Origin of the sequence: Asanoa sp. WMMD1127, assembly GCF_029626225.1 — a bacterium.
In the GTDB taxonomy this organism is placed as follows: domain Bacteria; phylum Actinomycetota; class Actinomycetes; order Mycobacteriales; family Micromonosporaceae; genus Asanoa.
This window is the reverse complement of sequence record NZ_JARUBP010000001.1, coordinates 909,744-928,535: the sequence shown is the minus strand read 5'-3', so window position 1 is coordinate 928,535 and position 18,792 is coordinate 909,744. Positions and strand designations below refer to the sequence as shown.

At 73.0% G+C, this 18,792-nt stretch carries 18 protein-coding genes; 13 read left to right on the top strand and 5 right to left on the bottom strand.

The features are described from left to right. Window positions 1–6: 6 nt before the first annotated feature. Together O7635_RS04545 and guaA are read left to right on the top strand one after the other, a co-directional pair. On the top strand, window positions 7–1,686 hold the full coding sequence (locus O7635_RS04545; protein WP_278079155.1) for a GMC family oxidoreductase: 1,680 nt from the start codon (window positions 7–9) through the stop codon (window positions 1,684–1,686). 75 nt (window positions 1,687–1,761) lie between these two features. Beyond that, complete coding sequence (guaA, locus tag O7635_RS04540; protein WP_278079154.1) at window positions 1,762–3,315, top strand: glutamine-hydrolyzing GMP synthase; 1,554 nt, start codon at window positions 1,762–1,764, stop codon at window positions 3,313–3,315. Window positions 3,316–3,325: 10 nt separating this feature from the next. Here guaA and O7635_RS04535 read toward each other — a convergent pair whose 3' ends face one another. Then, window positions 3,326–3,685: a PspC domain-containing protein gene (locus O7635_RS04535; RefSeq protein WP_278079153.1), complete on the bottom strand. Its 360-nt coding sequence runs from the start codon at window positions 3,683–3,685 to the stop codon at window positions 3,326–3,328. 146 nt (window positions 3,686–3,831) lie between these two features. On the opposite strand from O7635_RS04535, the gene O7635_RS04530 reads away from it, so the two are divergent. From O7635_RS04530 to O7635_RS04520, 3 genes are all read left to right on the top strand, one after another. Next, window positions 3,832–4,791, top strand: coding sequence for an NUDIX domain-containing protein (locus O7635_RS04530; protein ID WP_278079152.1), 960 nt, complete (start codon window positions 3,832–3,834; stop codon window positions 4,789–4,791). 12 nt (window positions 4,792–4,803) lie between these two features. Further along, complete coding sequence (locus O7635_RS04525; protein WP_278079151.1) at window positions 4,804–5,712, top strand: NUDIX domain-containing protein; 909 nt, start codon at window positions 4,804–4,806, stop codon at window positions 5,710–5,712. Window positions 5,713–6,054: 342 nt separating this feature from the next. Then, complete coding sequence (locus tag O7635_RS04520; protein ID WP_278085365.1) at window positions 6,055–6,933, top strand: CDP-alcohol phosphatidyltransferase family protein; 879 nt, start codon at window positions 6,055–6,057, stop codon at window positions 6,931–6,933. 211 nt (window positions 6,934–7,144) lie between these two features. On the opposite strand, the gene O7635_RS04515 is transcribed toward O7635_RS04520, so the two are convergent. Continuing rightward, entirely contained in the window at window positions 7,145–7,750 is a 606-nt protein-coding gene (locus O7635_RS04515) for a TetR family transcriptional regulator (RefSeq protein ID WP_278079150.1), read from the bottom strand. A 70-nt stretch (window positions 7,751–7,820) separates the two neighbouring features. On the opposite strand from O7635_RS04515, the gene O7635_RS04510 reads away from it, so the two are divergent. From O7635_RS04510 to O7635_RS04490, 5 genes are read left to right on the top strand one after another with little or no spacing between them, the layout of a single operon-like run. Then, entirely contained in the window at window positions 7,821–8,408 is a 588-nt protein-coding gene (locus tag O7635_RS04510) for a biotin transporter BioY (RefSeq protein ID WP_278079149.1), read from the top strand. After that, window positions 8,405–9,616 (top strand): fatty acid--CoA ligase family protein, encoded by a 1,212-nt coding sequence (locus tag O7635_RS04505; RefSeq protein ID WP_278079148.1) that lies wholly within the window; start codon window positions 8,405–8,407, stop codon window positions 9,614–9,616. The genes O7635_RS04510 and O7635_RS04505 overlap by 4 nt, the downstream gene beginning before the upstream one ends. Beyond that, window positions 9,609–10,727 carry a thiolase family protein gene (locus O7635_RS04500; RefSeq protein ID WP_278079147.1) on the top strand — a complete coding sequence of 373 codons (1,119 nt, stop codon included), beginning with the start codon at window positions 9,609–9,611 and terminating at the stop codon, window positions 10,725–10,727. The genes O7635_RS04505 and O7635_RS04500 overlap by 8 nt, the downstream gene beginning before the upstream one ends. Beyond that, window positions 10,724–11,413, top strand: coding sequence for an ABC transporter ATP-binding protein (locus tag O7635_RS04495; RefSeq protein ID WP_278079146.1), 690 nt, complete (start codon window positions 10,724–10,726; stop codon window positions 11,411–11,413). The genes O7635_RS04500 and O7635_RS04495 overlap by 4 nt, the downstream gene beginning before the upstream one ends. Next, window positions 11,410–12,006 carry an energy-coupling factor transporter transmembrane protein EcfT gene (locus tag O7635_RS04490; protein ID WP_278079145.1) on the top strand — a complete coding sequence of 199 codons (597 nt, stop codon included), beginning with the start codon at window positions 11,410–11,412 and terminating at the stop codon, window positions 12,004–12,006. The genes O7635_RS04495 and O7635_RS04490 overlap by 4 nt, the downstream gene beginning before the upstream one ends. On the opposite strand, the gene O7635_RS04485 is transcribed toward O7635_RS04490, so the two are convergent. From O7635_RS04485 to O7635_RS04475, 3 genes are all read right to left on the bottom strand, one after another. Then, entirely contained in the window at window positions 12,003–13,250 is a 1,248-nt protein-coding gene (locus O7635_RS04485; RefSeq protein WP_278079144.1) for a phosphatidylserine decarboxylase, read from the bottom strand. The genes O7635_RS04490 and O7635_RS04485 overlap by 4 nt on opposite strands. A 116-nt stretch (window positions 13,251–13,366) precedes the next feature. Further along, window positions 13,367–13,684: a hypothetical protein gene (locus O7635_RS04480; protein WP_278079143.1), complete on the bottom strand. Its 318-nt coding sequence runs from the start codon at window positions 13,682–13,684 to the stop codon at window positions 13,367–13,369. Next, window positions 13,681–15,141: a PspC domain-containing protein gene (locus O7635_RS04475; protein ID WP_278079142.1), complete on the bottom strand. Its 1,461-nt coding sequence runs from the start codon at window positions 15,139–15,141 to the stop codon at window positions 13,681–13,683. The genes O7635_RS04480 and O7635_RS04475 overlap by 4 nt, the downstream gene beginning before the upstream one ends. A 150-nt stretch (window positions 15,142–15,291) precedes the next feature. Here O7635_RS04475 and O7635_RS04470 point away from each other — a divergent pair, with 150 nt between their 5' ends. The 3 genes from O7635_RS04470 (at window position 15,292) to O7635_RS04460 (ending at window position 18,777) form a co-directional block, all read left to right on the top strand. Beyond that, the gene (locus tag O7635_RS04470; RefSeq protein ID WP_278079141.1) at window positions 15,292–16,563 is read left to right on the top strand and encodes an ATP-binding protein; all 1,272 of its coding nucleotides are present in this window, start codon (window positions 15,292–15,294) and stop codon (window positions 16,561–16,563) included. Between the two features lie 7 nt (window positions 16,564–16,570). After that, a complete protein-coding gene (locus O7635_RS04465; protein ID WP_278079140.1) occupies window positions 16,571–17,242 on the top strand; it encodes a response regulator transcription factor in 672 nt (223 codons plus the stop codon). 485 nt (window positions 17,243–17,727) lie between these two features. After that, window positions 17,728–18,777, top strand: coding sequence for an ABC transporter permease (locus O7635_RS04460; protein WP_278079139.1), 1,050 nt, complete (start codon window positions 17,728–17,730; stop codon window positions 18,775–18,777). The last annotated feature ends 15 nt before the right edge of the window (window positions 18,778–18,792 follow it).

Below are 18,792 nucleotides of genomic sequence, written 5' to 3'. Positions count from 1 at the left end.
GAGGGCATGCGGTACGACGTGGTCGTCATCGGATCGGGCTTCGGCGGCTCGGTGGCCGCGTTGCGCCTGGTGGAGAAGGGCTATTCGGTGCTCGTGCTGGAGGCCGGGCGGCGGTTCGCCGACGACGAGCTGCCCGCCACGTCCTGGCGCCTGCACCGCTTCCTCTGGGCACCCCGGCTGCGCTGCTTCGGCATCCAGCGGATCAGCGTGCTGCGCCCGGCCGGCCGGCGGTCGCGGGGCGACAAGGTGCTCGTCCTCTCCGGGGCGGGTGTCGGCGGTGGGTCGCTGGTCTACGCCAACACGCTCTACGAGCCGCTGCCCGACCTCTACGCCGACCCGCAGTGGCACGGCATCGCGGACTGGCAGGCCGAGCTCGCGCCCCACTTCGACCAGGCGAAACGGATGCTGGGCGTCGCGACGTACCCGCGTACGACGGCCGCCGACCGGGCCATGCGCGCGGTGGCCGACCGGATGGGCGCCGGCGCGACGTTCCACCCGACGCCGGTCGGCATCCACTTCGGCCGGCCGGGCGAGACGGTGGCCGACCCCTACTTCGGCGGTGCCGGGCCGGCGCGGACCGGGTGCACGCACTGCGGCGCCTGCATGACCGGCTGCCGGCTCGGCGCCAAGAACAGCCTGGTGAAGAACTACCTGTGGCTGGCCGAGCGGTTCGGCGCGGAGGTGCGGCCGTTGACCACCGTGGTGGCGGTGCGGCCCGCGTCCGGCGGTTACGCGGTCGAGACCGTGCGGACGGGTGGCCGGCGCCGGAGCACTGTGCACGCCGACCAGGTCGTGTTTGCCGCCGGCGCGCTCGGGACCGTGTCGCTGTTGCACCGGATGCGGGCGAGCGGGGCGCTGCCGGGTCTGTCGCCCCGGCTCGGCGCGCTGGTGCGCACCAACTCCGAGTCGATCCTCGGCGCCACGGTGCCGGGGCGCAGCGCCGTCGACTACTCCGAGGGCGCTGCCATCACGAGCTCGTTCCACCCCGACGGGCGTACGCACATCGAACCGGTCCGCTACGGGCGCGGCTCCAACGCGATGGGCCTGCTGCAGTCGGCGCTGGTCGACGGTGGCCCGCACCGGGTCCGGCGGCTGGTGGCCACGCTGGCGGCCCGGCCGCTGACCTACCTGCGCGCCCTGTCGGTGCGGGACTGGTCGCGCCGCACCGTGATCGCGCTGGTCATGCAGTCGCTCGACAACTCGCTGACGCTGGACTGGCGGGCGGGGCGGTTCGGCGGCCGGCTCGTCAGCCGGCCCGGGCACGGCGCGCCGAACCCGACCTGGGTGCCGGCCGGCAACACGGCCGCCCGGCTGCTGGCCGAGGAGATCGGCGGCGTGCCCGGCGGCTCGCTGACCGAGGCGTTCGACATCCCGCTGACCGCGCACATCCTCGGCGGCGCGGCGCTCGGGGCCGATCCGTCCACGGGGGTCGTCGACGGCTACCAGCGCGTCTACGGGCACCCGGGTCTGCACGTCGTCGACGGGGCGGCGGTGCCGGCCAACCTGGGCGTCAACCCGTCGCTGACGATCACCGCGTTGGCCGAGCGGGCGCTGTCGTTCTGGCCCAACAAGGGTTCGCCGGACGCGCGTCCGCCACTGGGCTCGCACTACGCACAGGTGCCCCGCGTGTGGCCCGTGCGCCCCGCCGTACCGGCCGACGCACCGGGGGCGCTGCGCGAGCGGTGACCTTGGTTACCGACCGGGTGCGCACGCCGTCCTCGCCCGTCGGGGCCACCGACACGGTCGGTAAACTCCGGACACATGACCACGCCTCGCCCGGTTCTCGTCGTCGACTACGGCGCGCAGTACGCACAGCTGATCGCGCGCCGGGTGCGGGAGGCCAAGGTCTACTCGGAGATCGTGCCGCACACCATGCCGGTCGCGGAGATGCTGGCCAAGGACCCGGTCGCGATCATCCTGTCCGGCGGCCCCTCCAGCGTCTACGAGGTGGGCGCCCCGCAGGTCGCCAGCGACCTGTTCGAGACCGGTGTCCCGGTGTTCGGCATCTGCTACGGCTTCCAGGCGATGGCCCAGGCGCTCGGTGGCACGGTCGCCCACACCGGCAAGCGGGAGTTCGGCGGCACCCAGCTGCGCGTGGCCCCCGAGGCCGGTGTGCTGCTGCGTGACCTGCCGTCGACGTTGCCGGTCTGGATGAGCCACGGCGACAGCGTGACCGCGGCGCCGGAGGGCTTCACCGTCACCGCCGCGACGCCAGGCGCCCAGGTGGCCGCGTTCGAGGACCTGGCCGGGCGGCGGGCCGGCACGCAGTTCCACCCCGAGGTCATGCACACCGCGCACGGGCAGGACGTGCTGACCCGGTTCCTCTACGACATCGCCGGCATCGAGCCGAGCTGGACGCCCGCCAACATCATCGACGACCAGGTCGCCGCGATCCGGGAACGGGTCGGCGACAAGGAGGTCATCTGCGGCCTGTCCGGCGGCGTCGACTCCGCGGTCGCGGCGGCGCTCGTCCACAAGGCCGTCGGTGACCAGCTCACCTGCGTGTTCGTCGACCACGGGCTGCTGCGGGCCGGCGAGGCGGAGCAGGTCGAGAAGGACTACGTGGCCGCCACGGGCGTCAAGCTCAAGGTGGTCGACGCGGCCGACCGCTTCCTCGCCGCCCTCGACGGCGTGACCGACCCCGAGCAGAAGCGGAAGATCATCGGCCGCGAATTCATCCGGGTCTTCGAGCAGGCGGCCCGCGAGGTCGCCGCCGCGGGCGACGTCGAGTTCCTCGTGCAGGGCACGCTCTACCCGGACGTGGTCGAGTCCGGCGGCGGCACCGGCACCGCCAACATCAAGTCGCACCACAACGTCGGCGGGCTGCCCGACGACCTGGCCTTCTCACTCGTCGAGCCGCTGCGGACCCTGTTCAAGGACGAGGTGCGTACGCTCGGCACCGCGCTCGGCCTGCCCGACGCGATGGTCTGGCGCCACCCGTTCCCGGGGCCGGGCCTGGCCATCCGGATCATCGGGGCGGTCAGCCGCGACCGGCTCGAGGTGCTCCGCGCGGCCGACCTGATCGCCCGCGAGGAGCTCACCGCCGCCGGCCTCGACCGCGACGTCTGGCAGTTCCCGGTGGTGCTGCTGGCCGACGTGCGCAGCGTCGGCGTCCAGGGCGACGGCCGCACCTACGGCCACCCGGTGGTGCTCCGGCCGGTGTCCAGTGAGGACGCGATGACCGCCGACTGGTCCCGGCTGCCCTATGACGTGATCTCCCGGATCTCGACCCGCATCACCAACGAGGTCCGCGAGGTCAACCGGGTCGTCCTCGACGTCACCAGCAAGCCGCCGGGCACCATCGAGTGGGAGTGACCCCACGCCGTCAGGCGCGGGGCGCATCTCCTTCGTTCGTCCCGGTCCCGGCCTGCGGGCCCGGCGCCGGCGGCTGGTAGGTCGGCGGCTGGTACGGGCTCGCGCCGTGGGTCTGGGTCTGCCAGTTCTGCCCGGTCGCGCCCGGCCACACGTCGGCCCCGGGCGGCGCCTCCGGCATCAGGAACCAGAGCACCGGGTAGGCGAGCAGGGCCAGGCCGCCGGTAAGGACCACGGTGACCGCGAAGATCACCCGCATCAGCACGGGGTCGACGCCGAAGTAACGGGCGAGGCCGCCGCAGACACCTGCGATGATCTTGTCGTCACTGGTCCGGCGTAGCTGTTTGTACGGTGGGTTCACGCTCGTCGTCATGCTTCTACGGTCCACCCGACAGGACGGTCCTACCTCGGGAACCGCCCGGAGCCGTACCCTGAAACTTGACCCCTGCGGGTGATCAAGTGTCAGCAATCCGACTCCAGCCCCGGAGGTGTCGAGTGATTCGGGAAGAATCTCCCTCTGTGACCCCCGCGCTCGAGCCTGTCCGCCGCATCGCCGCTTACGCCGTCTGCACCGGCGGCAGCGGCCGCGTGCTGCTCGTGCGGGCGTCCACCCGGTCGGGCACGCCGGGCGCCTGGTCCCTTCCGGGCGGCGCGGTCGATCACGGCGAAGACCCCAACCACACGGTCGTCCGCGAGAGCGCCGCCGAGACCGGCCTGTCCATCACCGTGACCGGCCTGCGCGACGTGCTCGCCGACATGCGCGCCCTGCCGCACCGCGGCGTCACCATCCACACCGACCGGTTGATCTACGCCGCCTCGGTGCGCGGCGGCACCCTGGTCGACCGGGTCGGCCAGCCCACCGACCTGGCCCGCTGGCACACCCTCGACGAGGCCAAGGGCCTGCCGCTGCGCCCGTTCACGGCCAACGCGCTCGGCCTGCCGCCCGGCTCGATCGACATGCGCCCCGACGAGACGCCCGACTTCCCGTCGTTCTACGCCGCCCCCGGTCCCGACGGCCTGCACCGCGCGCAGCGCTTCGCGGCCTACGCGGTCGCCACCGACCCGGCCGGCCGCGTGCTGCTGACCCGGGTCGCCGCGGGCTACCCGGGCGCCGGCTGCTGGCACCTGCCCGGCGGCGGCACCGACTTCGGTGAGCAGCCCGGCGAGGCCCTGCTCCGCGAGCTCGTCGAGGAGACCGGCCAGGCCGGCCGCTTGGTCTCCCTGCTCGGCGTGGCCAGCCACCGCGACGCGGCGTCGCTCGGTCCCGAGGGCTATCCGATCGACTGGCACGGTGTCCGCGCGTTCTACCGGGTCGCCGTCGAGACCCCGGTGATCCCCAAGGTCGCCGACGTCGGCGGCTCCACGGACGCGGCCCGCTGGTTCCCGGTCGAGGAGCTCCGCGGCCTTCCTGACGACGCGATCACCGAGGTGACCGCCGACGCCGTCCGCGCCGCCTTCCCGGAGCAGCCGCAGCCGTAAGATCGTCCGATCATGGAGCAACGGCGCCGGATCGGCGCGTACGGGCTGTGCCGGGACGGAGATCGGGTGCTACTGGCCCGAGCGTCCGACAAGTCTTATTTTCCGGGTGTATGGCAGATCCCCGGCGGCGGTCTCGAGCACGGCGAGGCGCCGTCCGACGCGCTGGTCCGGGAGTTCCGCGAGGAGACCGGGCTGGAGATCGAGATCGTCCGGCCGCTGACCGCGCTGGCGTCCGTCCGCGAGCTCCGGGACATCGAGGTCTCCTGGCATTTCGACCTGATCGTGTACGAGGCCCGCGTGCTCCGCGGCACCCTGCGGCGCGAGGTGGCCGGCACGAGCGACGACGTCGCCTGGGTGGCCGAGCGGGACCTGGCCGACCTGCGCGTGATGCCGTTCACCGCCGAGCTGCTCGGCCAGCCGGTCGTGCCGCTGGACTTCGCCGCGCCACACCCGCTCGGCCGGCGGCTGCCGCCTCCACCGCTGCGGACCGACCGCGGCCAGCGCTTCGCGGCTTACGGGTTGGTGACCTCGCCGCGCGGCGTACTCCTGACCAGGATCTCTGAAGGTTTTCCCGGGGCCGGCAAGTGGCACCTGCCCGGCGGCGGCACCGACTTCGGTGAGCAGCCGGCGGCCGGGTTGCTGCGCGAGCTGGCGGAGGAGTCGGGCCAGGTCGGCGAGATCGTCGAGCTGCTGGCGGTCTCGGATCACCGCAACCCGCGTGCGCTGGGTCCTGAGGGCTATCCGATCGACTGGCACGCGGTGCGGGTCGTCTATCGGGTCGACGTCGCCGTGCCCACCGAGCCGCGCGTCGCCGAGGTGGGGGGATCGACGGTCGACGCGCGCTGGTTCACGCCCGGGGAGCTGCCGGCGCTGACGCTGACCGATGTGGCCGCTGTGGCGGTGCGGTCGTGGGTGGCCTGAGCTGCTCAGACGTCACAAATCACCAATGTTGCCGCCTAGGCCGTATAATCGGTGGTTGGGCCAAGAGCTCGAACCGCCGGCTATGCCGTCTAAGTGAAAACTGTCTCATTCGTGCTGGTTCATCCGATTGAACCGTGTACGAGTCTCGCCAATCAGCCCCATCTGTGCGATGGTGTAGACCGCAAGATCGGGCGGTCGTCGCTCGATTCTGGCGGCGAAGGAGATCCGATTCCGGACCTGGAGGACCACGTGCCGAGAGCCCCTTGGCGTCGGCGTATCACCACCGATAGTCCGCGACTCGCGTTCGACAGCCCACGCCCCGGCGGTCGCCGGTGGCCGGGCCTGCGACGCAGCGGCACCCTCGCCCGGCAGGTCATGCGAGTGCGAGCGGTCGGCCGGCGTTCCCGGATGACCGTGGTGCACCCCGACAGCCACTCGATCGACCCACTGGCGGTCCGCGAGATCCAGGCGATCGCGCCGGTCAGCCCCGCGGTCGGCCCGAGCGAGGCGGCACCCGCCGCGGGCATGGCGATCCCCCTGCTCCCCGGCGAGCGCACCGCGGCCCGCCGCGCGAAGTTCGCCCTGGTCAACGGCTGCACCCTGGCCAGCCTGGGCCTCGGCCTGCTGGCCATCTTCCTGGCCATGCAGGGCGACGTGCAGATCGCGGCGATCTGCCTGGTCGCCTGCGTGGTCTTCGACGGCCTCGACGGAATCCTCGCCCGCCGCCTCGGCGTGGCCAGCCCGTTCGGCGCCCAGATGGACTCCCTGGCCGACATGTGCTCCTTCGGCCTGGCGGCGCCGGTGGTGGTCTACGCGTCCCTGCACGGCACGGTCTCGACGGCCGCCGCCGCGGTGGCGTGCGCCCTGGTCGCCGGTTGCGCCGCGATCCGCCTGGCCCGCTTCAACGTCTCGCCGAAGGACGGCCGCTTCTTCTGCGGAGTCCCGACCACGATGGCGGCCGCGGTCCTGGCCCTGGCGGTCCTGATCGGCCTGCCCGTCTCCGGCACGGTGGTCGTCGCCGGCGTGGCGCTGCTGGCCTTCGCGATGGTCTCGAGCTTCCCCTACGCCAAGCTGGCGCGCCTGGTGAAACTCCCGCCGTGGGTCCTGCTCCTCCCGGTCGTAGGCGGCCTGCTCGACATCCGCATCACCTTCTTCGCGATCGTCGTCGCCTACCTGGCGAGCGGCCCGGTCCTCTGGCTCCGCCAGCGCCGCGCCGCCTGACCTTCCCGTCGCACACCGCGGCCCTCGCCCTTCTTCGGGCGGGGGCCGCGGTCGTTGCGCCACGAATGCGGTGACCCGTGGGCACCTGGGTTTGGTATGCGAGCTGGTGTTGATCAACACCAGCGATCCACAGCCTGCGGGCGGGGTGACGTCGCGGGAGCGCACCTGCTTCGGCACGTACGTACATGCCAAAGCATGTCGGCTCCGAGAATCACCCTCCGCCGGCCAACCGGGCCTGGCTTTCCAGGCCGGCCACGAGCAGCGTGATGCCGAGGTCGAAGGCCTGCGGCGCCGTCGGATCCGCATGGTCCAGGGAGTGGGGCTCGGCGACCGCGCCCAAGCTGTCGGCCTGGATGCGCTGCTGGCGGTGGAAGGCGTGGCCCACGATGAAATGGACCATGGTCTCGGCCGCCAGGTCCGCGGTCTGGTCGTCGAAGCCGCCCCCGCCGATCGCGACGGCCAGCCGCCGCTGCAGGCCCGACCCGCCCAAGCCCAACGCCAGCGTGCTCGACACGACCTCCGCGCCGTCCTTGTAGGCCAGTAGTGCGTCGTGCAGCGCTGCGGCTTCCCCGCGGACCGCGGATCGCCAGTCGTCGGCCGGGGCCGGCGGGCGGGCGCCCGCGATGATGCGGTCCGAGACCGCCGCGAGCAGGGTCTGCTTGTTGGGGAAGTGCCAGTAGAGGGCGCTGGCGGCGACGCCGAGGGTCGTGGCCAGGTGGCGCATCGTCAGGTCGGGGAGGCCCTGCTGGTCCAGGATTCCTAGAGCCGCGCTGACGACATCCTCGCGCGTGTTGCGGGCGCTATCCGATCTCGGCATGCCGCCACTATAGTGAACGCCGTTCAGGAGAACGGTGTTCAGGTGAACGGCGTTCAAGGAGAGGGAGCCGATGGACGAGGCGCGCAGGTTCGAGACGCGCGACATCACCAGGATCGTGGCCTTCGCGGCCATCCTGGCGGTGCTGGGTATTCCGGGCGCGATACCGATCGGCGGTCCGGTGCCGATCACCGCCCAGACCCTCGGTGTCATGCTCGCCGGCGCGGTGCTCGGCGCCTGGCGTGGGGCGGCCGCCGTGGTCGTCTTCCTCGTGCTCGTGCTGGCCGGGCTGCCGCTGCTCTCCGGCGGCCGCGGCGGCGCCGGCGTCTTCGTCGGTCCCTCGGCCGGCTTCCTGATCGGCTGGATCCTCGGCGCTTTCGTGGTCGGGCTGATCGTGCGGCTCGCCAACCGGCCGCCGGTCTGGTGGCGCACCGCGCTCGGCTGCTTCGTGGGCGGAGCGCTGGTGGTGTACGCGATCGGCATCCCGGTGCAGTCGGCGATCACCGGCCTGTCCGTGGCCAAGACCGCGGTCACCAGCGCCGCCTTCCTCCCCGGCGACCTGCTCAAGACCGTCGCCGCCACGGTGATAACGATGGCGCTCTGGCGCGCGTACCCCCGTGCTTTCGGCAATCCGACCGGCTTCCGGCGAGCCGGCGCATGAGCGTGCTGCGGTGTGGAGACACCACCGTCGACCTGCCTGGCCGGAGCACGGCCGCGAGCGGCGTCGACGTGCCGGGGCGGGTGGTGCCCATCCGCGCGCGGGACCGGGTCGAGGCGCTGCTGACGGCGCTCGCGGTGCACGACGCCGGCGGCGTGCCGCTGATCGGTGACGACCGTTGGGACGACGACTACTGGGCCCGCCTGCGGGGGCGGGTCGAGGCCGCGGCGCCCGTACCTGGGATGGGGTGGGGCACGTTCACCTCGGGCAGCACCGGCGCGCCCCGGATGATCGTGCGGACCGCCGCGTCCTGGGCCGCCTCCTTCGCCGGCGTCGAGCGGCTGACCGGGCTGACGAAGGACGACGTCGTCTACCTGCCGTCGCCGCTGGTCTCCTCGGTGACGATGTTCTCCGTCGCGCACGCCCGGAGCATCGGTGCCACCGTGGTGCTGCCCCGCCGACACGCGGTGTCCACATCGGATCTGACCGAGGCCACCGTCCTGCACGGCACCCCGTACGCGCTGCGTGACGTCGTCGAGTCCCGGGCCACCCATCGGCTGCGGGTCGCGCTGATCGGCGGCGCCCGGCTCGACCCGGCGCTGCGCCGACGGGCCGAGGCCGGCGGCATCCAGGTGATCAGCTACTACGGCGCCGCCGAGTTGTCGTTCGTCGCCGTCGACCCCGACGGGCAGGGGCTCCGCCCGTTCGACGGCGTGGAGCTGCGGGTCGAGGACGGCGTGCTCTGGGTGCGCTCCGCCTATTTCGCCAGCGGCTACCTGGGCACCGCCGACGGCCCTTTCCGCCGCACCGCCGACGGCTGGGGCACCGTGGGCGATCTCGTGGACACCGACGCACCGCTCCGGCTGCGCGGCCGCAGCGACGGCGCGATCCTCACCGCCGCCGCGACCGTCGTGCCCGAAGACGTCGAGGCGGCCCTGCTCGGCATCGACGGCATCGCCGACGCCGTGGTGTTCGCGCTCCCGCACGAGCGGACCGGCGAGTTGGTCGCTGCCCTGATCGAGACCGAGCCCGGCCGGCGCCCGCCGACCGTGGCCGAACTGCGGGCCAGCGCCGGCTCGCTGCTCACCGGCAGCCACCGCCCGCGCCGCTGGTTCTGGACCGACCGGCTGCCGCGCACCGCGGCGGGCAAGCCGGCCCGCGAGCAGATCAAGCACGCCGCCATCGAGGGACGGGTGACCCGGATTGGTTGAGCCGCACACCGCTGTCGTCGTCGCTGCCCGGCGCACGCCGATCGCCGCGAAAGGCGGCGCCCTCGCCCACCTGACCGCCGCCGAGCTGGCCGCACCGGTGATCCGGGCCTGCGTGGACGACGCGCCGGGCGACGTGGCCGACGTGGTGCTGGGCAACTGCATGGGTCCCGGTGGCAACATCGCCCGAGTCGCCGCCCTCGCCGCCGACCTCGACACCGCGGTGCCCGGGATGACCATCGACCGCCAGTGCGGCAGCGGCCTCGCGGCGATCATCACCGCCGCACAGGCCATCCAGGCCGGCGACCACCGCCCACGGATCGCCGGCGGCGTCGAGAGCTGCTCGACCGCGCCGACCCGGATCGCCGACGGCCGGCCCTACGCCCGGGCGCCGTTCGCGCCGCCCGGCCATCCCGACCCCGACATGGTCCGGGCCGCGCAGGACCTGGCCGTCCACGACACCATCGACCGCGCACGCCAGGACGCGTACGCCGCCCGCAGCCACCGCCGCGCCGTGCACACCCGGGACAGCGGCGGCTTCCGGGCCGAACTGGTGCCACTCGGCGACGTCGCGGCCGACACGGGCCCGCGGGCCCGCGTACCCGGGATGCTCGACCGGTTTCCGCCCCTCTTCCCCGCGCATGGCGGCACCCTCACGGCGGGCAACTCCTGCCGCGACAGCGACGGCGCCGCCGCGGTCATGCTCGCGCCCGGCGGCCCCGGTCTAGCGCTCGTCGCCGCCGCCACCGTCGGGTGTGACCCCGCCCTGCCCGGCCTCGGCCCGGTGCCGGCCGTCGAGCGCCTCCTGCGAGAAGCCGGAACCACCCTCGACGACGTCGCGGCCATCGAGATCGTCGAAGCGTTCGCCGCGCAGGCGCTGGCCGCCCTCACCCGACTCGGCCTGGCCGACGGCACCGACGTCGACGCCCGCGTCTGCGCCGACGGCGGCGCGCTCGCGCTCGGCCACCCGTGGGGCGCCAGCGCCGCGGTCAGCGTCGTGCGGCTGTTCAGCCGGCTGGTCCGCGGCGGCGCCCCGGCCGGCACGCTGGGCCTGGCCACCGCCGCGGTCGGTGGGGGCCTCGGGGTCGCCGCGCTGTTCCAGGTGGTCAGATGAGGGACATCGCCCTGACGGGCGTCACGGTCGAGTACCCCGGCCGGACGGCCCTGCGTGACGTCTCGGTGCGGCTCGACCAGCGCCGGATCGCGGTGATCGGCGCCAACGGCTCCGGCAAGTCCACCTTCGCCCGCACGCTCAACGGCCTGGTCAGCCCCACCACCGGCGAGGTACGCGTGCACGGGCTCGACCCCGGCCGGCAGTCGCGGCAGCTGCGCCGGCGGGTCGGTTTCGTGTTCAGCAACCCCGACACCCAGATCATCATGCCGACGGTCGCGGAGGACGCGGCGTTCTCGCTGCGCGGGCGCGGCCTGTCCCGCCCGGAGGTCCGCGCGCGCGTCGCGGCGGCGCTGCGGAGGATGGGCCTCACCGAGTACGCGGACTCGCCGGCACACACGCTCTCCGGCGGCCAGAAGCAGCTGCTCGCCCTCTGCGCGGTGCTGATCGGCGAGCCGAGCCTGGTCGTGGCGGACGAACCGACCGCCTACCTGGACGCGGCCAACAGCCGGCGGATCGCCCGTTTCCTGCTCGACGAGATGGACCAGCAGCTCGTGCTGGCCACCCACGACCTGCGACTGGCCGCCCGGTGCGACATCGCGCTCCGGTTCGACGAGGGCAAGCTGGTCGACCTGGGCGAGCCGGGCCCGGTGATCGCCCGCTACGAACGCGACCAGGACGCGGCGTGATCTCGCTCTATCGCCCCGGCGACAGCGTGCTGCACCGGCTGCCGGCCGGGCCGAAGCTGCTCGTGGTGATGGCCGTCGCGCTGGCCGTCTCGCTGGCTCCGACCAGCCCGTGGACGCTGGGCGGGATGGCCGCCGCGGTCGCCGCCGGCTATCTGCTCGCCGGCCTCGGCCTGCCGGAGCTGGGCCGGCAGGCCTGGCGGCTGCGCTGGGTGGTGCTGGTGATGGTGCTCGGCCAGGTCTTCTTCCTGCCGGCGCTGACCGTGGCGGCCAACGTCGCGCGGGTGGTCGTGGTGATCCTGCTGGCCAACCTCGTCACCCTGACCACCCGCACCGAGGATCTCGTCGACGCGATCGAGCGGGCGCTGACGCCGTTGCGCCGGTTCGGCGTCAACCCGAGCCGGGTCGCCCTGATGCTCTCGATGACCATCACGACGATCCCGGTCATCGCCGGCTACGCCGCGCAGATCCGCGAGGCACAGCGCGCCCGCGGCGTACCCGTGGCGCCGTTGGCCTTTGTCGTGCCTCTATTGATCATGGCGCTCAAGCACTCCGACGACCTCGCGGACGCGCTCACCGCCCGCGGCATCGACTAACGCCAGCGGGCGATCACCGAGGCGCCGCCGACCACGCGGTCGCCGGGCGCCACCAGCGCGTCGGCGGTGCCGGCGGGCAGGTAGACGTCGGTCCGCGAGCCGAACCGGATCAGGCCGAAGCGCTCGCCGCGGGCCAGCAGCGCGCCGACCGGCGCCCGCTGCACGATCCGGCGGGCGATCAGGCCGGTCCGCTGGGCCACCACGACGGTGCCGCGCGCGGTGTCGAGCACGGTGTAGGCCGCCACGTTGTGCTCGGCCGCCGGGTTCATCGCCGCCGCGTAGCCGCCGTCGGTGACGAAGTAGTCGACCACCTTGCCGGCCACCGGGCTGCGGTTGACGTGCACGTCGAGGACCGAGAGGAAGACGGCGACCCGCAGGAACTCGCCGTCGCCGAACCGCTCGTCGGTGACCCGGTCGACCGACAGCACCTTGCCGTCGGACGCGGCCACCACCGCGGTCGCATCTTCCGGCACGTCTCGCTCGGGGTCGCGGAAGAACGCCGCCACGGGCAGCGCCGCCAGCGCCGGCACCAGCCACAGCTTGGACTGCGGCCGGGCCCGGCGGGTCAGCGCGGCCACACCGAGGGCGATCCCGGCGGCGGCGACGCCGTTGGAGTCGATGTGCATCGTGCGGGTCAGTGGGACGCTCGACGGCCGGTAGGCCGGCGCCAGCCGGTCGGCCGTCGCGACGTCGGCGGGGGAGAAGCGCAGCCGGTGCACCCGCATCGGCGGCCGGTTGGCCAGCACGAGGTCGGAGCCGACACCGAACAGCGCGGCCTGCCGGTCGAGCTCGGCGGCGGCGCCACCGGTCAATCCTGGCAGCGCGGGCGCGGCGACGGTGAGCACGCCGCCGTCGGCCAGGTATTTGGCCAGCCCGTCGACGGTGGCCCGGGCGTCCTCGGCGGACCCGGTCAGCGGCTCGGCGATGATCACGGCCTGGGCCGGGTCGGCCTCACCGACGGACTCGGCGACCCGCACGCGGTCGGCGATCCACTGGCCCTGCTGGTGGACGTGGGCCCGCAGCGCGGCGCTGGTGGTGCCCGCGCCGGGCGTGACGACCAGCGCGTCGCCGGGCAGCAGCGCGTCGAACGCGGCCTGGAGCACCGCCGACCCCGGGGCCGCTCCGACCACGAGGCCGGTCTTCGGGCCGGCGTGGCGGGCGAGCTCGGCGGCGAGCGTGCGCGCGGCGCGCGGGCCGAAGCTGTCGCGGCCGCGGTCGGCCGAGTGCGCGGGCGAGGCGGTCATAACGGGCTGGCTCCTCAGCAGTCGAGATCAACAGGCCGGCGGCTCGGCAGGACCGGAACATGGCGCTGGCCGGCGGAGGCAGAACCTCCACCGGCCAGCATAGGTGGCTCGGCGCGCTAGGCGTGGCTTTGACCGCGCGGCGGGGTCGAGACCGGCTCCCCGAGGTCGGCCGTGGGCTCGGCCGGTGACACCGGCTCGAGGTCGATCGACGTGTCCGGATCGACGGCCGGCTGTTGGGCCGCGTTCGCGTTGCGGGCCGACCGGATGGCGCCCACCAGGCCCAGCAGGCCGAGAAGGATCAGCCCGAAGGCGACCCACCAGCCGGCGGCCGGCACGTCGACGTGGACGACCTGGGCGAACACCCACCAGCCGAAGATGGCCAGGAAGATGATCGCGAAGATCAGCGAGAGCAGGTCGGTGCGGTGCGGCTTCATCGGGTCACCTCCACCCGTCCGGTGTTGACGTGCACGTAGAGGCGCAGCGTGCCGCCGCCGACGCCGTCGGCGCCGTTGTCGGCCACGGTCGTCTGCTGGCCGATGCCGCTCAGCGACCGGTCGAAGACGTCCGCGTCACCGGCGTCGATGTTGACGTCGGCCACGACGTCGACGTTCTCGGGCACCCGGATCTCCAGGTCGCCGGCGTTGAGGGTGACGTCGACCTCGCGGGTCTGGCCGGTGAAGTCGAGGGTGGTCAGGTCGAGCCGAGCGTCGCCGAACGGCAGGCGGTAGCTGGGCCGGAGCTCGGTCATCGAGCGCGGCTCCCAGACGACGTCGCGCCCACCGAGCCGGTCGTGGTCGACCTGATATTCCGCGATCGACGAGATGCCCAGCGCCGCGGCGGCGGCCAGTCCGAGCGCGATCAGCCACCGGGCCCGGCCGAGCCACGCGCCGACCAGCAGGCCCAGGGCGATGGTGAGCAAGGCGGCGGCGAAGTACGTCGTCGGCCGCACGCGCAGCACGTTGAGCAGGTCGAGCATCGCCACGACGCCCATCGCCACGAAGATCATGGAGAACGTCGCGAAGCCCAGGGCCGAGCGCTCCTTGGGCGGCTTCGGCGGCTTGGGAGGCCGCACGGGCGCCGGGGGAGGCGGGGGCGGCGGGCCACCGTACGGCCCGTGGGGCGCGAACGGCGGCTGGTAGCCGGGCTGCTGCCGGGGCGGGAACGGCCCGGTGGCGGGCGGGAACGGCGCGGTCGGCGGTGGCTGCTCGTACGCCCGGGTCGGCTCGTCGACCGCGACCGGCGGCGGGGCCGCGGCGGGGGCGGTGACGGGCGCGGCCTGGGCCGGCTGTTGCGCCGTCGACTGCCACGGGGCGCTGCCGGCCCACGGCGAGACGGTCGACCAGGTCAGCCGCTGGTCGACGGGGCCGCCGGAGGGCACCGGCTGCGGCCCGTGCTGGTTGCGGTTGAGCAGCAACGCTCCTCCCACGAGGATCACGGCGCCGAGCAGGACGGCGCGGAACGGGTCGGTGACCAGGAAGCCGAACAGCACCGTGCAGCCCACGCCGAGGATGATCGCGGTGACCGGCGACATGCTGGACCGGCCCTTGCCGAGCACCGACTCGATCGGCGAGGCGGTGTCGCCCTCGGCCGGGGTGAGCAGCCACGCCGTCACGTAGAGCAGCACACCCACCGCGAAGAACACGGTGAGCACGGCGAACAACACCCGCCACAGGATCGGGTCGGTGTTGGTGGCGCGCCCGATCGCGGCGCAGACCCCGGCGAGATAGCGCCCGTTGTGCGGGCGGACCAGCCCGTAGCGGGTGGCGAAGCCGGCCGTGCCGGGCACGGGGCCGGCGCCGGGCGGTGGCGGCGGTGGTGGGCCGGGCGGCGGGGCGGCGGCCTCGTCCGCCGGGCGCGGGCCGCCGGCCGGTGTCTCGGGGGTCTCGGTCATAGCGTCGATACTGGCGGCGCGCCCGCCCGAGCGGCCTCCGGCGCCGACCCTGAGCCCACCCTGAGAAATCCGGCGTCCCAGGTTAGGGGGCCTCCCCGTGGTCACCGGGCCGACCTACGTGTGACGATCGGAATCACCGAGAGGAGCCCCGTGACCACCGCGCAGACCGCACCCCGCCTCTACCGCGCCCGTGACCGACGCATGGTCGCCGGTGTGGCGGCCGGGCTGGCTGAGCACCTGGGCGTGCCGGCGTTCCGGGTGCGGCTGGCGTTCCTGTTGCTGCTGGGCTTCAGCGGCCTCGGCCTGCTCCTTTACGCGGCGTTCTGGGCGGTGCTGCCCCAGCGGCCGCGCACGCCCGGTGACACCACCCGCCGCGGCGCCGCCCAGGTGCTGCCGTTCGTGCTCATCGGCATAGGCGTCCTGGTGACGCAGGGCATCGTGTTCAACTCGGTCGGGGCCGCGGCCACCGGCGGCTGGCTGATCGCGCTGGTCGCGGTCGGCGCCGGCGTCATCTGGCACCAGTCGGACCCGGAACGCCGCCGCCAGTGGAGCGAGACGTTGCCGCGGATGCCCTGGCTGGCCGCCGTGGTCGACGAGAGCGACCGGCGGGCCTTTCTGCTGCGCTTCATCGGCGGCGGCGTGCTGGTCGCCACCGGCATCATCGGCGTGGTCGCCGTCTACGCGCCGGCCGGCAACATCGGCGCGGTGGTCAACGGCGTGATCTTCGCGCTGGTCGGCCTGTTCGGCGTCGCGGTGGTGGCCGGTCCCGCCCTGTGGCGCACCTTCAACCAGCTCCGCGCCGAGCGCGAGGGCCGCATCCGGGAGACGGAGCGCGCCGAGGTCGCCGCGATGGTGCACGACCAGGTGCTGCACACGCTCGCGCTGATCCAGCGCAACGCCGGCGACGTCAAGGTCGTCCAGCGGCTCGCCCGCGGCCAGGAGCGGTCGTTGCGCAACTGGCTCTACAAGCCCACCGCCTCGCCGACCGAACGGTTCGCGGCCGCGCTCGAGCAGGCGGCCGCCGAGGTCGAGGACACCTTCGCGATCACGGTCGAGACCGTCGTGGTCGGCGACCGGGAGACCGACGAGCGGGTCGGCGCCCTGGTCGCCGCGGCCCGCGAGGCCATGGTCAACGCCGCCCGGCACGCCAAGGTCCAGACCGTCTCGCTCTACGCCGAGGTCGAGCCCGACCAGCTGAGCGTCTTCGTCCGCGATCGCGGCGCCGGCTTCGACCCCTCTACAGTGGAAGAGACCCGGCACGGCGTACGCGGCTCGATCATCGGTCGGATGGCCCGGCACGGCGGCCGGTCCGAGATCCGCAGCGAGCCCGGCACCGGCACCGAGGTGCGATTGTTCCTGCCGATCGCCCGCGCGTCGGCGCCGGCGCCGGCGTCGGCCAATGCCAGCAGCAAGGACAGGTGAGCCCCTGATGAGCGAGAACCCCACGCCGACCGACGCGCCCGAGGCGTTGCGGGTCTTCGTCGTCGACGACCACGCGATGTTCCGCGCCGGGGTCCGGGCCGAGCTGGCCGGTCGGGTCGACGTCATCGGGGAGGCCAGCACCGTGGCCGAGGCGGTCAGCCGGATCGGCGCGCTTGAGCCCGACGTGGTCCTGCTCGACGTGCACATGCCCGACGGTGGTGGCCGGGCCGTGCTCGAGGTCGTCCGCCGCACCCATCCGCAGGTCCGCTTCCTGGCGCTGAGCGTCTCCGACGCCGCCGAGGACGTGATCGGCCTGATCCGCGCGGGTGCCCGGGGCTACGTCACCAAGACCATCTCCTCTGAGGAGCTGGCCGCCGCGATCCGCCGGGTCGCCGACGGCGATGCCGTCTTCAGCCCGCGGCTGGCCGGCTTCGTGCTGGACGCCTTCGCCAGCCGGTCCGACACCGCGGTCGCCGACCCCGAGCTCGACCAGCTCACCAACCGGGAGCGCGAGGTGCTGCGGCTGCTGGCCCGCGGCTACGCCTACAAGGAGATCGCGAAGGAGCTCTACATCTCCATCAAGACGGTGGAGACGCACGTGTCGAACGTGCTGCGCAAGCTCCAGATGTCGAACCGGTACGAGCTGTCCCGCTGGGCTGCCGACCGCCGCCTAGTCTGAATCTCCGGATTTAACCGCAATCACGGCGTACGCCCGTGTGAAGGCTTTGTTTCGTCCGGCTCCACGACTTGCGCCGCGCCGCCGGCTGTGTTGATCTGATCGACGTCCCACCGCGGTGGCATGACCCGCCGTGTGGCCGCAAGACTCCACCCTGATGTTCCCCCAATCGTGCAACCTAAAATCTCCGCCGTCGCGTCTCGTCATCTGCACGGAGCGTGCCGGAATGATGGCGGGTGGCGCTGGGCTCACATGTGGAAGGTCGCAAAACCGACCGAATCGACCACGCTAATCGAGGTCGATTGGTCCGGTTTGCGCGACCTTCTGTCTGATGTGCACAGTCGGCTCGCTGTTACACCCGACTGCTCGTTCAGAGACGTCACTGTTATCTGAACGATGCATTCGACTATTCCGAACTCGCTTCATGCGGGCTAGCTTTTGCCGAACAGGCGAAGCGACCCTTCGTCCGATCTAGGAGGCCCCCGTCCATGAGGAAGACCGACTCGGCGCCCGACGTCCCCGCGGCCGGCGCTACCGACGGCTTGGGTGGCACCGTCGCGTTGGAGGTCAATTCCCCGGTCGATGCCCCCGTCGAGAAGGCGGCGAAGGAGTTCGTCGGTCGCTCCCCCGGTCAGCTCGCCTGGCTGCGACTCAAGCGCGACAATACGGCGAAGGTCAGCGCGATCACGCTCGCCATTCTCGGCATCATCGCGCTGGCGGCGCCGTTGATCGGCAAGCTGCGCGGCATGACGCCGACGCAGCCGTTCACCGACCGGCTCAACGAGTTCGCGATGCCGCTCGGCTACGCGGGCGGCATGAACGGCACCCACTGGCTCGGCCTCGAGCCCGGCAACGGCCGCGACATCCTGATGCAGCTGGTCTACGGCATGCGCACGTCGCTGCTGATCGCGTTCGCCTCGGCGATCGTCGCGTCGACCATCGGCGTGCTGATCGGCATCATGGCGGGCTACGCCCGGGGCTGGCTCGACAGCGCGATCAACTGGGTGATCGACCTGACGCTGGCCTTCCCGTTCCTGATCTTCGCGCTGGCGGTCATCCCGATCGTCGAGGACCGCTTCTTCGGCGAGCGTGACGCGATCCCCGCGAGCTTCCGGGTCGGCCTGATCATCGCGACCTTCGGCCTGTTCAGCTGGACCTACACCGCCCGCCTCGTGCGCGGCCAGGTGATCGCCCTGCGCGAGCGCGAGTTCGTCGAGGCGGCCCGGGCGGCCGGCGCGGGCACCCGGCACATCCTCTTCCGGCAGCTGCTGCCCAACATCTGGGCGCCCATCCTGGTCACGCTGTCGCTCAACGTGCCGGCCTTCATCACCACCGAGGCCGCGCTGGCCTTCGTCAACATCGGTGTCATCGAGCCCACCCCCGACCTCGGTCGGATGATCTTCAACTCGATCGCCTACGTCGCCAGCGACCCGTTCTACACGCTGTGGCCCGGCCTGACGATCTTCATTCTGGTCCTGGCATTCAACCTGCTCGGTGACTCACTGCGTGACGCCCTGGACCCGAAGTCCACGCGATAACCCGCGACCACAAGT

Bases quoted from the DNA above. Each gene is read 5' to 3' on its own strand.
- O7635_RS04545 (WP_278079155.1), top strand. From the start codon at position 7: ATGCGGTACGACGTGGTCGTCATCGGATCGGGCTTCGGCGGCTCGGTG.
- O7635_RS04515 (WP_278079150.1), bottom strand. From the start codon at position 7,750: ATGCCGAGATCGGATAGCGCCCGCAACACGCGCGAGGATGTCGTCAGC.
- O7635_RS04510 (WP_278079149.1), top strand. From the start codon at position 7,821: ATGGACGAGGCGCGCAGGTTCGAGACGCGCGACATCACCAGGATCGTG.
- O7635_RS04535 (WP_278079153.1), bottom strand. From the start codon at position 3,685: ATGACGACGAGCGTGAACCCACCGTACAAACAGCTACGCCGGACCAGT.
- O7635_RS04475 (WP_278079142.1), bottom strand. From the start codon at position 15,141: ATGACCGAGACCCCCGAGACACCGGCCGGCGGCCCGCGCCCGGCGGAC.
- O7635_RS04480 (WP_278079143.1), bottom strand. From the start codon at position 13,684: ATGAAGCCGCACCGCACCGACCTGCTCTCGCTGATCTTCGCGATCATC.
- O7635_RS04505 (WP_278079148.1), top strand. From the start codon at position 8,405: ATGAGCGTGCTGCGGTGTGGAGACACCACCGTCGACCTGCCTGGCCGG.
- O7635_RS04465 (WP_278079140.1), top strand. From the start codon at position 16,571: ATGAGCGAGAACCCCACGCCGACCGACGCGCCCGAGGCGTTGCGGGTC.
- O7635_RS04495 (WP_278079146.1), top strand. From the start codon at position 10,724: ATGAGGGACATCGCCCTGACGGGCGTCACGGTCGAGTACCCCGGCCGG.
- O7635_RS04485 (WP_278079144.1), bottom strand. From the start codon at position 13,250: ATGACCGCCTCGCCCGCGCACTCGGCCGACCGCGGCCGCGACAGCTTC.
- O7635_RS04460 (WP_278079139.1), top strand. From the start codon at position 17,728: ATGAGGAAGACCGACTCGGCGCCCGACGTCCCCGCGGCCGGCGCTACC.
- guaA (WP_278079154.1), top strand. From the start codon at position 1,762: ATGACCACGCCTCGCCCGGTTCTCGTCGTCGACTACGGCGCGCAGTAC.
- O7635_RS04525 (WP_278079151.1), top strand. From the start codon at position 4,804: ATGGAGCAACGGCGCCGGATCGGCGCGTACGGGCTGTGCCGGGACGGA.